This window comes from Nostoc sp. PCC 9305, assembly GCF_963920915.1.
Taxonomy (GTDB): domain Bacteria; phylum Cyanobacteriota; class Cyanobacteriia; order Cyanobacteriales; family Nostocaceae; genus Nostoc.
Window position 1 is genome coordinate 18806 of the sequence record NZ_CAWUDN010000044.1, and the last position, 14420, is coordinate 33225.

The 14420-nt window shown below is 42.5% G+C and carries 11 protein-coding genes; 5 read left to right on the forward strand and 6 right to left on the reverse strand.

Features of this window, described 5'->3' with window-relative positions; all coding sequences use genetic code 11:
* Window positions 1–86 precede the first annotated feature (86 nt).
* The 3 genes from ACM0OX_RS17860 (at window position 87) to ACM0OX_RS17870 (ending at window position 1408) form a co-directional block, all read left to right on the forward strand.
* Complete coding sequence (locus tag ACM0OX_RS17860) at window positions 87–437, forward strand: YkgJ family cysteine cluster protein (RefSeq protein WP_292728780.1); 351 nt, start codon at window positions 87–89, stop codon at window positions 435–437.
* A 100-nt stretch (window positions 438–537) separates the two neighbouring features.
* Entirely contained in the window at window positions 538–966 is a 429-nt protein-coding gene (locus ACM0OX_RS17865) for a TMEM165/GDT1 family protein (protein WP_414516417.1), read from the forward strand.
* A gap of 139 nt (window positions 967–1105) precedes the next feature.
* On the forward strand, window positions 1106–1408 hold the full coding sequence (locus tag ACM0OX_RS17870; RefSeq protein WP_099100177.1) for a TMEM165/GDT1 family protein: 303 nt from the start codon (window positions 1106–1108) through the stop codon (window positions 1406–1408).
* A gap of 165 nt (window positions 1409–1573) precedes the next feature.
* Here ACM0OX_RS17870 and ACM0OX_RS17875 read toward each other — a convergent pair whose 3' ends face one another.
* Window positions 1574–2500 carry a cobalamin-binding protein gene (locus ACM0OX_RS17875; RefSeq protein WP_414516418.1) on the reverse strand — a complete coding sequence of 309 codons (927 nt, stop codon included), beginning with the start codon at window positions 2498–2500 and terminating at the stop codon, window positions 1574–1576.
* A gap of 575 nt (window positions 2501–3075) precedes the next feature.
* On the opposite strand from ACM0OX_RS17875, the gene ACM0OX_RS17880 reads away from it, so the two are divergent.
* On the forward strand, window positions 3076–5307 hold the full coding sequence (locus tag ACM0OX_RS17880) for an ATP-binding protein (protein WP_414516419.1): 2232 nt from the start codon (window positions 3076–3078) through the stop codon (window positions 5305–5307).
* 61 nt (window positions 5308–5368) lie between these two features.
* Here ACM0OX_RS17880 and ACM0OX_RS17885 read toward each other — a convergent pair whose 3' ends face one another.
* The 4 genes from ACM0OX_RS17885 to ACM0OX_RS17900 form a co-directional block, all read right to left on the reverse strand.
* A complete protein-coding gene (locus ACM0OX_RS17885) occupies window positions 5369–5815 on the reverse strand; it encodes a GNAT family N-acetyltransferase (protein ID WP_414516420.1) in 447 nt (148 codons plus the stop codon).
* Window positions 5816–6222: 407 nt separating this feature from the next.
* On the reverse strand, window positions 6223–9216 hold the full coding sequence (gene pruA, locus ACM0OX_RS17890) for an L-glutamate gamma-semialdehyde dehydrogenase (RefSeq protein ID WP_414516421.1): 2994 nt from the start codon (window positions 9214–9216) through the stop codon (window positions 6223–6225).
* 291 nt (window positions 9217–9507) lie between these two features.
* Window positions 9508–10878 (reverse strand): protein kinase domain-containing protein, encoded by a 1371-nt coding sequence (locus ACM0OX_RS17895; protein WP_414516422.1) that lies wholly within the window; start codon window positions 10876–10878, stop codon window positions 9508–9510.
* Window positions 10879–10991: 113 nt separating this feature from the next.
* Window positions 10992–12539: a serine/threonine-protein kinase gene (locus ACM0OX_RS17900; protein WP_414516423.1), complete on the reverse strand. Its 1548-nt coding sequence runs from the start codon at window positions 12537–12539 to the stop codon at window positions 10992–10994.
* A 200-nt stretch (window positions 12540–12739) separates the two neighbouring features.
* Here ACM0OX_RS17900 and ACM0OX_RS17905 point away from each other — a divergent pair, with 200 nt between their 5' ends.
* Entirely contained in the window at window positions 12740–13390 is a 651-nt protein-coding gene (locus ACM0OX_RS17905; protein ID WP_414516424.1) for a hypothetical protein, read from the forward strand.
* Window positions 13391–13537: 147 nt separating this feature from the next.
* Here the strand turns inward: ACM0OX_RS17905 and ACM0OX_RS17910 are convergent, their stop codons facing one another.
* The gene (locus tag ACM0OX_RS17910; protein ID WP_414516425.1) at window positions 13538–14266 is read right to left on the reverse strand and encodes a HEAT repeat domain-containing protein; all 729 of its coding nucleotides are present in this window, start codon (window positions 14264–14266) and stop codon (window positions 13538–13540) included.
* Window positions 14267–14420 lie beyond the last annotated feature (154 nt).

A 14420-nucleotide genomic window follows, 5' to 3' on the forward strand; every position in this document is an offset into this window, starting at 1 on the left:
GGGATTGGGATTAGGGAAGAGGTGACAGGGAATAATCTGTCCCCTATTCCCTGTCCCCTATTCCCTTCTTCAATCCCTAATCCAAAATGTCAACTTGGCAATGTGTAAAGCAATGTGGAGCCTGCTGTAATCTCGACCCAGCAGAGCGTCCAGACTTGGAAGAGTATCTCTCACCACCAGAACTAGAACTCTACCTCAGCATGGTAGGCGAAGGGGGATGGTGCGTTAATTTCGACCATACCACGCGAGAATGTCGCATCTACTCCAATCGTCCGCGCTTCTGCCGTGTGGAATCAGAAGTGTTTCAAGATATGTATGGGGTTGAACCAGAAGAAGTCAACGATTTTGCTATTGACTGCTGTCGCCAGCAAATAGAAGGAGTTTACGGCGATCGCAGTTTAGAAATACTACGGTTTGACAAAGCTGTTGGCCTTTGACATCCAACCCTCCTTTTTTTGTGTGGGGTTGCAATTTATGACAAAAATCTGAGAAAATGATAGAAATATGAAAAGACCCTAGCAACCAAAACTACTGCTTGTGAAACTTGACTCTGTACCTTTGGAGATTTCTGGCATATCTCACACTGAGATCGAGCTAGAACTGAAAGATAGCAATGATATTAACTTAACTCCCGCGATCGCTTCGTCAGTTCAGCCTGTAATTGCCGATAGTCCTCAAAAGCAGCAATCAGTACTAGTGGTTTTTGGTACGACTTTTGTAACCATTTTTCTAGCAGAAATTGGAGATAAAACTCAGCTATCGACTCTGTTAATGAGCGCACAATCTCATTCGCCGTGGGTGGTATTTATCGGCTCGGCGGCGGCGCTAATAACCACCAGCTTATTAGGTGTACTTTTAGGTAGTTGGCTAGCCAATCGACTCAGCCCAAAAACGGTAGAAAAATCAGCCGGCGTGATGCTGTTGGTAATTTCCCTAATGCTATTTTGGGATGTACTCCAAGGTTAGTTAAAAGTTAGGAGTTAGGAGTTAGGAGTTAGAAGTTACTAGTTAAGAATTAGGAATTAAAAGTTAGTAGTTATTCTCCCTCATCTCCTCCTGCTCTCTCATCTCCACCTGCTCTCCATTCCCCATTCCCCCTAAATATATGGATTGGCATTTATTAGGACTTAGCTTTATTACGGTTTTTTTATCAGAATTGGGTGACAAAAGTCAGCTAGCGGCGATCGCACTTTCAGGACGTTCTAATTCTCCACGTGCAGTATTTTTTGGTGCAGCAGGCGCATTGCTGTTGACAAGCCTGTTGGGATCGTTAGCAGGGGGTGCAGTAGCCGAATTATTACCTACACGCGTTTTAAAAGCGATCGCGGCTGTAGGATTTGCTATTCTTGCTGCACGCCTGCTGCTATTTAACAATGAACCATCGGCAGATTCGGAACAAACACCTTGAAGAAGAAGTCAGAATTCAGAATCCAGGAATCAGAATTAGTCTTTGTGGGCAATTGGAACGCGCCAAGATTTTAAACCAATCTCACTCAGCCGGACTTGAATTTATACTGAATTCTGACCGGAGGCGGAGCGTCTCCGGCTCCGCTCCTGAGTTCTGAATTCTTATTTACAAAACTTCCCAAGCAGTTCCTTTGTAGCCGTATTGAAAAATTTCTGGATGCAAAATTTCTGCCAAAATTTCTAGAGAATCTACCAGTCGCGGCCCTGGACGATTAAAGTAAGAATTGCCATCAGTAATGTAAACTCTACCAGCCTTGGTAGCATGTAGTTTTTCCCACTCTGGACGTTGAGTTAACAAATTGGCTTCTTTGCGAGTCCGGTTTAAATCAAAACCACAAGGCATAAAAACAATTACATCGGGATTAGTTGTTACTAGTGTTTCCCACGGCAATATCGGAGAAGGCTGACCTGTAGCGCAAAATAGAGATTGTCCTCCTGCTAAGTTAACTAATTCAGGAATCCAATTAGCGGCGATCATCAAAGGATCAGTCCACTCGATACAGGCGACAGTAGGCAATTCATCTAAAGAAAGTCCTTGGATTTTTTGCTGACAAATTTTGACGCGAGCTTCTAAATTTTCTAAGACTTTTAACGAGTCTACGCCAAAGGTATTGCCGACTCGCTCAATGTCAGCCCAAACATCCGGGAGAATATTGGGTTGTAAAGAAATAATCTGAGGTTTACTGTCAATGAGTGTAGCAACTGCCTTTTCAACATCATGTAAGCTAACAGCACAAACATCGCACTGGTCTTGAGTGAGAATATGGGTAGGCTGCAATTTCTCTAAAACATCTGTTTTGATTTCATAAATACTAAGAGCAGATTGCAGTAAATTATTCACTTCGTCGTGAATTTGGCTGCTGGAGGCATCACTGTTTAAACGTGCTTGGGTACAAATGGGGCGATTGAGGATTTCTGGAGGGTAATCGCATTCGTGCGATCGCCCCACAATAGCATTAACCAATCCTAGTGTCGCTAAAATCTCCGTTCCACCAGGAATCAGGGAAACAATTCTTACATCACTATCTGTCATCGCTCCACCTCCGCAAATCCTTGCCGTTACCTTTAGTTTGGCAGAATTTGAGCCATTAGGTATCTTTCTCTAGGAGAATCAAGGGTATTTTGCTAGTCAGTACTAAGCAAGAAATTAGACCTCTTGCATAAATCAAAAATAAGAAAGAACCCCACCCCGCCAAAGCTACGCTTTGTCTCCCCTCCCCGCTTGCGGGGAGGGGTTGGGGGTGGGGTGTTAGAGACTTTTGCAAGAGGTCTATTGTACTGGGGATTGGGTATTGGAAAGAATCTTTACCACTCCCCAGTTCCAAATTAAAAATACTATACTACTTATACTACTTAATAGTATAATTACTTAATAGTGAAATTACTTCAAATGCTAATTATCCCCTGGCAAAAATTAATCGTATGAAGTAACAGAAGTAATCCGCAAAATCTAGCTTATAACTAATTAGCCAGAATCATAAAATTTAATTAGAAAAATTATACTTTCCGGTTATGAAAAACCATCTCAAGTAATTGTAGTTATACAAAGACAGTTCTACTTTTTCCGTAGAACTGCAAATCCAAATTATTTCTTCTTGAGGGCAACTAATGCAGGTGGTGTCAGCTAGAGATATTACAGAGCACAACCAGGCCCAAGAGGCTTTACGAATCAGAGAAAATAGTCGGCGAAAACAAAGCCAGACGTTGGTGCAACTGGCAAGAAGCAAGACATTTCAGCAAGGTAATCTCAATGCCGTGTTGAGGGAAATCACAGAAACTGCTGCTCAGACGCTATTAGTAGAGCGAGTGGGGGTATGGTTATATAATGAAGAACGTTCAAAAATTGAATGCATTAATTTATATGATGTCAAGACTAAGGAGCATACCTTTGGTAACTCGCTTTTAAAAACAGATTTTCCTGCTTATTTCCAGGCTTTAGAAGAGGAACGTACTATTGCCGCAGATGATGCCAGAAACGATCCCAGAACCCAAGAATTATCCGAGTCTTATCTTTCAGTGTTGGGGATCGCATCTATACTAGACGCACCAATTTGGCTAGAGGGTCATTTGGTAGGCGTAGTGTGTCACGAACACATAGGCGAAGGTCGCCAATGGACTTTAGAAGAAGAGAGTTTTGCTGGCTCAATTGCAGATTTTGTGACACTGGCTATAGAGGCGAACGAGCGAAACGTCGTACAGGAAGCACTGCGACAGAGCGAGGCACAATTTCGGGCGATTTTTGAGCGTTCGTCTATCGGCATTGGACTGATAGATATGAAAGGGCAGATAGTCGATACTAATCTGGCACTGTGCGAGATTTTAGGATACAGCCGAGAAGAGTTATACGGCAAGTGCTTTACAGATTACATTTCCATAGAAAGGGAGGATTTAAAACTTTACAAACAACTGATGTCAGGAATTCGCACAGACTTAAAGAGAACTTCCAGGGACGGTTTACAACCCTCCAACCATCAGAAACAGCTTGTCGAAAGACATCGTATTGAGATAGAAAGACGCTGCCAGCATCAAAATGGTAACTTACTTTGGACTCATATCTCTGTTTCTGTTATACCAGGCAGCAATGGTAAACCTGAGTTTTTTCTAGCGATGATTGAGGATATTACTGAACGTAAGCAAACAGAGTTGAAACTACGCGCTTCTCAAGAAGCAGCAGAAGCTGCCAGTCGAGCAAAAACTGAATTTTTAGCAACCATGAGCCATGAGTTGCGGACACCTCTCAATGCGATTATGGGTTTGTCACAGTTACTGCAACAAGAAATAGTTGGCTCTCTAAATGAAAAGCAGAACGAATATGTAAGTTGTATCTATAGTAGTGGCGAACACCTGCTGGCAGTGATTAACGATATCCTTGACTTATCTAAGGTAGAAGCAGGTAAAGAGGATCTGTTACTATCATCTTTATCAGTGGCAGATATATGTAATTATGCCATTTGGACAGTGCGCGATCGCGCCTCAGAAAAGGGATTGCAACTCACACATGAAATTGACCAAGAAGCTGATATTTGTATTGCTGATGAGCGGCGCATCAAGCAAATGCTACTCAACTTGCTGACCAATGCCATTAAATTTACCCCAGCAGGTGAAGTATCGCTGGTAGTCAAAAAAGTGCCACAAGGGATAACGTTTACAGTTTCAGATACTGGTATTGGTATAGATTCAAGCCAGTTTCAATTTCTATTTGAACCGTTTAAACAGCTTGACAGTCGCTTAAATCGGCAGTATGAAGGCACTGGTTTGGGTTTAGCCTTGACGCGGAAATTAGCGCGTTTACATAGTGGAGATGTTACCGTGACATCAACTCTAGGAAAGGGCAGTCAGTTCACTCTGTTTCTACCAAATTCAGAGCATCCGGGAAATGGGGAAAATGGGGAAAATGAGACAAATGAGATAGATGAGACAGAAGAGGAAGCAAATTTTACCTCGTCCTCTTCTTCTCCAGTCATCCCCACAAATAAAACTATTTTACTTGTAGAAGAAGAGGAAAACACAGCAACAGTGTTGCAAGATTATCTCCACACAATTGGCTACCAAGTCAAGTGGATAGATAATGGTAACGACTTTTTAAAACAAGTACAAAACTTCCAACCAGATTTAGTTTTTTTTGATTTTCAGTTAGTAAAAAAGGATGTTCATATCTGGAATTTGCTGAAAATCCTTAGAAAAGAGCCTTATCGGGAACATTTACCGATTGTAATGACGACCTTTAGCGAACCTTTAGAGGAGGAAATTGCCATGCTGCCAGGTAGCGCTAATGACTACCTTGTTAAGCCAATTCGCATAGTCCAGTTAGAGTCGATTTTGATGAGATATTTTAGTTAATTGCTCATAAAAATACATTTTTGTACAAACAATTAGTTAAAAAATATACTAGATAATATTTTTACTTTAACTGTGAAAATCTTTTGATCATTTTCACATGGAGAATATTAGCTTCTTCAAATACTTCTCCTTCTTCTACAAAATCGAGTTTTTTATATAAATCTTTCACATATTCTTGAGCATGAATCACTACTTCTGGAATATTTTTGTTAGCTATCACTTGTAGGGCATTTTCCATAATTTTCTTACCAATACCTTGCCCTCTTACTGTAGCTAAAACAGCTAACCTTTCTATTTTGGCAGTTTTATCATCTAAATATCTGATTCTAGCAGTACCCACAACTTCCATATTTAAATAAGCAATTAGATGATCCGATATTTCATCTTTGCCATCGAATTCTAAAGCGGGATCTACCCCTTGTTCTTCTTGAAAAACTGATTTTCTAATTGCTTGAATTGCCGGAAAATCTTTAGGTAATTCAGCAGCTTTTATAACTAAATTACTCATTTAACTTTGTTTGATGTTATATCATGTCCGGGTAATTAGTTGTGATTCCCATAGTCATCACACCCCACCCCGCCGGCGGGGTGGGGTTCTTGGGGTTTAGTAAGTAATCAAGCGGACATGATTTTACTACCTATTGTAGTTTAATAAGAGAGGCAGGAGGCAGGAGGAATACTGCCCAGTTGTGAGCGTAGTCGAAACACTGCGGGAGCATCCACTTTTGGCGGATCGCCCTCAGACTAGAAGTCTGGGGCTATACAAACTAAACCCGCCTGCGCGGGTTTCAGAGAGTCCGCGTAGGCGGACGAGAGTTTGTGTAGCCGCGATTTCCAATCGCCCGGTGTTTCTTCCAAAAGTGGATGCTCCCAACACTGCTTCCTACCGCGACCAATTAGGGAAAGGGTTTAAGTTTAATCTGCTCCTTCAATTGGTGCAAAACCTTGACGTTGAATATTTTCTGTCACCGCGCGTGGTTCTAAAAATTGCAGTAAGTAATCAGGGCCACCTGCTTTAGAACCTACTCCAGAAAGTTTGAATCCACCAAAGGGTTGCCGTCCAACGATCGCTCCGGTAATATTGCGGTTGATGTACAAATTGCCGACTTCAAACTCTGTCTGCGCCTGCTGAATGTGCGAAGGCGTTCTAGAATAAAGTCCGCCAGTTAAGGCGAAATTTGTACCGTTGGCGACTGCTAACGCTTCCTGGAAATCTTTCACCCGAATTACCGCCAGCACAGGGCCAAAAATTTCTTGCTGGGAAATTACCGCATTTGGAGATACTTCACTAAAAATGACAGGGCCAATAAAGTAGCCTTGTTCGGGTGCTGGTAATTCCAAAGCTAATTGTGCTTCTGCCTTACCCTTCTCAATATACTCGCGGATGCGATCGCGGGCATTAGCATCAATTACTGGCCCAACTTGTGTACTTGGTAACTCTGCTTCTCCAATATTTAAGGATTTCGTCGCTTCCACCAACCGCTGCACAAAGGCATCATAAATGGGTTGCAGTACAATCACCCTGGAAGCAGCAGAACATTTTTGTCCACTGTAACCAAATGCCGACTGCACTACCCCCACAACAGCTTGGTCTAAATCAGCACTTTCATCAACGATAATGGCATTCTTGCCGCCCATTTCAGCAATCACCCGTTTCATGTGTTTCTGTCCGGGTTTCAATGTTGCTGCTTCTGCGTAAATTCTACAGCCGACTTCTTGGGAACCTGTAAAAGCAATTACATGAGTATCTGGATGATTTACCAAATAAGCCCCGACTTCCGAACCCTTACCAGGTACGTATTGAAATACACCTTTAGGGAAACCAGCGTCTACCAAGATTTCTGTAAGTTTCGCTGCAATTACAGAAGATGTTTCCGCAGGTTTGAGGAGAGTGCAATTGCCTGAAACCAAAGCTGCAACAGTCATCCCACAAGCGATCGCTAGCGGAAAATTCCAGGGAGAAATCACTACAGCAATTCCCCGTGGTTGGTAGATATAACGGTTTGTTTCACCAGGTATGTCATAATTCACACCTTCATCTAACCGTTCTATCTCATCAGCGTAGTACCGACAAAAGTCTATCGCTTCCGAAACCTCTCCATCAGCTTCCTTAACTGGTTTCCCAACTTCCAAAACTATCCAAGCTGAAAGTTCAGCGCGGCGGAGTTCCATCAAATCACCCGCTTTCCGCAAAATATCAGCGCGTTGTTTAGCTGGTGTTTTCTTCCACCCAGGAAACGCCGCTTTCGCAGCTTGCATCGCCTGTTCTGCTTGTTCAACGCTAATCAAACCAACTTTACCAATTACCTCACTGAACTTAGAAGGATTGAGAGAATCAACAAATTCCGGTGTATTGACATACTCGCCATTAATCAGCGGTAAATATGTTTTACCAAGTTGTTGACGAACGCTTTGGAAAGCTTGCGCCGCCTTCTTTCTCACCTCTTCCTCGGCGTAATCGGTATCAGCAGCACCAGAGAAATGAGAGTTAGGAGTTAGGAGTGAGGAGTTAGGAGTTAAAGAGTTTTTTTCTTCTTTGACAATCGGCGCTGCTAACAACTCTTCAATTGGTCGATTTTCGAGATTTTGCCGTAAAAAAGAACTATTAGCGGTATTTTCCAACAATCGGCGAATTAAATACGCCATCCCAGGTAATAATTCACCGTAGGGACAGTAAACTCTCACCCGATAACCTTTATCAACCAACGCCTTGGCAACTTTATCACCCATACCGTAGAGGACTTGCAACTCAAAGCGACGGCGGGGGACATTTAAACTTTCAGCTATGGCAATGGCGCGAGAGTGCGATCGCACATTATGGCTACCAATGGCAGAATAAACATATTGATGATTTTCTAACAACAACTGAGTGATGGTTTCAAAGTTAGCATCAGTTGCGGCTTTGTCGTTGTAGACTGGCTGTGGCCAATGCTTTTGGGCTGCTTTGATAGTTTCTTGATCCCAATATGCGCCTTTCACCAAGCGGATTGTTAGGGGATAACCACGTTCTTTCAACCAGGAAATTACGTTTTTGGCATCTTGTTCGCTATCACGCAGATATGCTTGAATTGTCATGCCAATATCTGTGCGTTGTCTAAATTCTTCTTCTAGTAACAGTTTTTTCAGAATGCTGAGAGTTATGTCTTTATAAGCATACTGTTCCATATCAAAATGCACAGCTGCGCCCAACTCTTTAGCACGACGTAAGAGAATCCGAATGCGATCGCTAACTCGCTCCTCACTACCTTTAGCATCTAATGGGTCAAATTGGGAATAAAAGGCCGTTAATTTAACAGAAACCTGAACTTTGGGTATCGGTTCGCCATCAGCCTCATCAATCGCCGGAATAACTGCCCAATTCTTCGATGCTTCCACCAATTGTTGCATTAATTCTAGATAGCGTTCTAGATAAGACTGCGCTTCCGCTTCGGTAATTACGGCTTCACCAAGTAAGTCGATGGTGAAAGCCATTTTTTCTTTTCGCAGTCGTTCAACTGTTTTGATGACTTGTTTAATATTTTCCCCAGAAATATATTTATGGGCAAGCGTCTCAACCGCTGTCCCAACAGTTGTAGCTGCAACTTGTCCTGGCATTGAGTCGGGGTTAGCAAAGTTTAGCATCCCCTTCAAAGCTGCCGGTAATTCTACAGATTCATCGCCTAAATATTCTTGTAAATGTGAGGCAATTTCTGATTTACTGTGCAAAGCAGGTAACGTATCTATAAAGCGAAATAGCTGCACCCGCAACCCAGGATTACTCATTGCCCAAGCTAGTAATTTATCATCCCAACGCATTTGATCCCGCAGGGAAGAAAAAAACGAACGATTTTCCTGCGTTGCGGCTAGAAGTTGTTTAGCAATTTCTTGGGTTTTAGCTTCGTAGGTGCTTGTTTGTACTTGTAATACCACTGATAATAACTCCGTTAATCAAGGCAAGGCTTTTTGTACAAAGCCTGTGTCTTCTATTTTGACGCTTTCATTTAGTTGTCACCATTATGTGGAATTCGTAATTCGTAATTCGTAATTCGTAATTCGTAATTCCTATACCGCAAGGATTTGATTGATTTTGAATGATTTACTTACGCCGTGCGTTCTAGGGACTAGCGATAAAAAATATTCCCTGCGGGACGCTGGGCGAACGTAGAGTCTTGCACCCCTACGACAGATGTGGATTAAATAGATCGTAAAATGCTGTAAACTCTACCATGATAAAGCACTTAACAATGCCCGCTTAAATTCAGCTGCACTCTTAAAGTGGATTTCTGGCTTATCAACCAACGCCAAATCAATCACCTGCGCTAGGGGTTGCATAATTGTTGCATCTCGTTGGCGAATTGGTATGGGATTATTCTGTAAAACTGCCAGAAAGGGATCGCCTGTGAAGTTGCGGGGGAAACAACCTGTTAGCATATTGTAGAGACAAGCCGCAACTGCCCAAATATCTACTTCCGGTTGGGCATATTTAAAGTTAAGCACCTGCTGTCGCGGCATGAAAACGGGAGTACCAGCTTGAGTACCAGTCAAAGTTTGGCCACTTAAACCAGCCAAGTCAAATGCCTTAGATAAGCCGTAGTCACCGATTTTTGCCACCAGTTTTCCATCAATATTAGTTAGGAAGATATTACTCGGTTTGAGGTCGCGGTGAACTATACCTTTACCTTTGCCAAACTTACCATCAGCCAGTTTGACATAAGGCAGTTCAACATTGTGGGCATATTCTAAAGCGTCTAAAATTTGCAGAATAATCGGTACAGCAATATCAACAGACAATCGCCCACCTAGTTGTTGCATGAAATCCCATACAGTACCGCCCTCACAATATTCCATTGTAAAAAAGAAGATAATTTCCGAGAAGCCACAATCCATCAGTTGCACTACATGAGGATGTTGCAAAGCCTTAGTGTTTTCCGTCTCCCGGAGAAACATCTGCACAGCGAAGTCATTCGCCGCCACTGCTGGTAACATGACCTTTAAGGCTATGAACTTGCCAGACTGATTATGCTGTGCTAAATAAACTTCCCCGAATTCACTCGTGCTGAGAAGTTTGACAAGATTATAACCGCTAATTGCTTTGAGGTTGCGATCGCCACTCTCAGCCAAATTCAGAAAGTATTTGATGATGTCTAAGAAATAAGCCTGTTGTACTGGGTTATTTTTGACAGTAACATCATCAGGGATGAAGGTTGGTAGATTTACTTCGTCTTGATGTATTTCTATACTAACTTTAAAAACAGTATGACCTAAGTTGATTTCGTCGCCTGTTCGTAAGTCGTACTCTGGAAAGCTGCATTTTACAGCTTCTTCAGCCGTTTGATTTCGTTGGCGTTGTCCAATATTTTTACCGTTAATGTAAGTGCCATTTTTACTACCAAAGTCCCGCACCCGAATATCAGGAGGATTAATATCCAGTAGACAGTGATACCGGGAGATGCCCCGATGATTCTCATCATCTGGTAACTGGGGATTGCAATCTGGACTTCTACCGATGATGCAGCTAGTGCGGCAATCAAAAATATATTGCTGTCCTAATAATTGTCCTTGGATAACGGTAAGAATGATTTTAGCTGGCATCTTAACAATAAAAAATTAATGCCCACGATCATAACTTACCTGTATCAGATGTCACAGTGGTGAACCACTCATATCCCGCAAAGTCTCTGAGATTAAATCCGATTGAATACTGATTACAAATCTTGATGGGAAAGAAAACACCCACAACCCCACATAAAACCATGATGAGGGAGGGGGAGGTGTCCATAGGGTGCATTTAAATTCCAAGTACACAGGTGTCTGGAGTATAATATCCATTCTCCATCTTTTTTCCAACCGACGCGATCGGCAAAAGCTTCCCAAGTTTTTTTGTTGTAATTTCTAGTGCCACCCAAACTTTGATGAATGCGCTTTTGTACCGAAAAACCAAACCGTCCATCGCTGTATTTTACCCACAACTTGTCAATGGTACGGATGTCCTCACAGGGAAAGTTGTCAATATCTTGAGGGCGAAACCAGCCTTCCTTTTCTCTTTTAGGGACTGCTAACATAACTCGCGTCGCCTCTTCATTTGCTTCTTTCCACTCTCCATCTGCTAGTAAATCTCGCAATCGAGTGTAATCTATGCCCACAGCAGAGATTAACTTCATCTCAGGCAATTTTTCTCCAGACTCCGGCACCGATGTTAGACCTTTTGGGGATGGCAATCCTATGTGTTTAACAATCCAATCCTTTACCCTATCGCTAATTTGAGGATTAAATTGCTTTGGCAACACTACAGTCATGCCTTCCTCTGATTTTTCTTTATCTATCCCCAACCATGCTTTAGACTCTGATGCCAATTGCGGAAACTCTGGGGATGCCAACGCCAAACTTTTGATATCTGAAATTAACTGTTGCCCTTCCTGTGGGCGTGGTTGGGTGCTAGCAATACCCAGCAATTCTCGAAACTCTAACACCGACTGTAGACGCTCTTGGGGCTGCAACGCCATCCCCTTGAGAATCGCATCATTTACCCTGTCACTAATTTGCGGATTAAATTGCTTTGGTGGTGGTAAAGGTATGCCCTTATCCCTAAAATTAGCAGGGAAAGGTACTTCGTTTGTGAGCAAACTATACAGGGTCGCAGCTAAGGCGTAAACATCAGTATAATGACCAAAATTACCCTGTCTTTCATACTGTTCAATGGGTGCATAACCATTAGTTCTTTCATTAGTCATGCTTCCCACTTGTCCAATGGTATATTCTCTTGCTAACCCAAAATCAATTAAAACTGCTTCTGATTTACCACAACGCAAAATAATATTATTGGGTTTGACATCTCGATGTAAAAATCCCTGTTTGTGGATATATTCTAAAGCCTGACCTACTTGGTCAATGGAACGTAAGGCTTCATCTTCCGACAATTGTCCATGCTGTTCAACATAAACACCTAAATCTTCCCCATCAATATATTCCATCACCATGCCCCAGAGGCCATCTTCTTGGATAACTTCATAGACTTGGACAATATGAGTATGGCTGCATCTGGCTAACCGCAAGGCTTCATTGACAAATTTTACCTGTCGCTGCTGGAAGTCTTCTTTACTTTGTTGAATATGGTTGAGGGTTTTAATAACAACTAATTTACCTGTATGCTGTTCTATGGCGCTATAGGTGACACCAAAGCCACCGCCACCAAGGACTTTTTGTATAATGAATCTTCCATTGTCCAGATGTTGATTGGGCGTCCAAAGTTTCATTGATTTATAACTAGATTTATAACTTGTAAATATATTCGCGTGAACTCACTCCTAACCCTTTGCTGCAAGTAAGGGGAGGAAAATTTTTCCCTCTTTCTCCTGGCGGAGTTAGAAGGTGAGGTTCTACTTGAAGTCTTCTACTGCTGTTTTAACAGCATGTACTTATTTTTTCCAATACTCAGAATGGGTATACTGCCTCTATGCCTACAAAAAACTTTATGGATATTTTATTTTATAACTGGCAACATACACTCCAACCCTTTGGCGTTGACCAGGTAGCGGCTGAAAAAGCCTTTAATCTCTTGGTTGAAGCTTACTCTACCCCTGGTCGCTATTACCATACACTGAAACACATCGATCGCGTTCTCAGCACAATTGAGATTTTGCAAGGCTACACCAACAACCTAGCTGCTGTTCAATTAGCGGCCTGGTTTCACGACGTAGTGTATGACACTGAAGCTAAAGATAACGAAGAACGAAGTGCAGACTATGCTTTTGAGTTGCTGAGTAATTTGGGTATTCCAGAAAGTATCATAACTACTGTCACCCGTCTGATTCTGAATACTAAAGATCACCAAGCTGCGGTAAATGACTATGATAGCCAAGTCCTAGTTGATGCAGATTTAGCGATTTTGGCTAATAACTCAGTTGATTATCAAGAATACGCCCATGCTATTCGTCAGGAATATGGCTGGGTGGCAGAAGCAGAGTATATTACAGGCCGTCAGAAAATTTTAGAACGATTTTTACAGCGATCGCGTATTTATTTTACGCCTTTAATGTCAGAGTTTGCCGAACCATCTGCTCGTGGCAATATCCAGGCAGAAATTCAATCTTTATCGCCTGGTTAGTTTTACAAAAACTAAGGTCTTGGGAACCAGGACTCCCCATCGGAGAAGCGAATGTAAGAACTAATAAAACAAGGAGTTCTGAAGGCTATCCCCGATGAATTGGCAGAACCTAACACCATACCGCAAGGGCGGTTGGTGTCTGGTGATTTACCGTCTGCCACCACCACGATGAGGTATTTCAGTCACTTCAGTATCTTCTAGCTTTCTTTTTGGTGCAAACATTTCTTGATGTTGTTGCTGTTGAATTTTTTGCTGTGCAAATTCTACGCGAGTACGAACTCCCAAATCGGCATCAGTATCGAGTATTTGCTGAAGTTGATTTGTAATTAGTGACGCTCGATCGGGTAAAGTGACTGCTATGGCGATCGCTAGTGTTTCTAAACTCGTTACTGCTGCATAGCGCACTATCCACTCTGGATCTTGAGAAATTAGTAATAATGCCTCTAATACCTGAGTCTGAACAGATTCCACTTTCTCAGCAGGTAGTTGATGCAAGCGCAAAGTGCCTAATCCTCTGGCAGCTGCCCGCCGCACGCTTAAGGAAAAATCAGTTTTTGCTGCCTCTAACAAGGTATCGAGCGCCCGAACATCGCCAATTCCCGCTAAGGCACGGATAGCCCAGGCTCTCGCACTGTAGTTGTAGTCATCAATTAGTTCCAATAGTGACGGTACTGCGGCTTCGCCGATCGCAATTAGTCCATCTACTGCTGCCACTGCTGCCCCTGGATTGTTGTAGCCCAAAGCTGCAATCAGAGTGGGAACAGATTCCTCTATGCCAGCTGCCGCTAACTCCTGAACTGCGTCTAATAAGCGATCCGAGGAGTCTGCTTCTTCCACAGCACGAATTAATATTTGCGCAAGGTCACTGTTATTCATAAAAATTTGCCATCAGTCATTAGGGATCTGCCAATTGTAGCTTAAGTTCTCCGTAGTTGACATCAGGCATAAACCCCCTAGCCCTTATCTTGCAGTTATGTTAGGGGTTTATCTGTGACAAACAGTTGATTTAAGCGTATTAATAACAACTAAT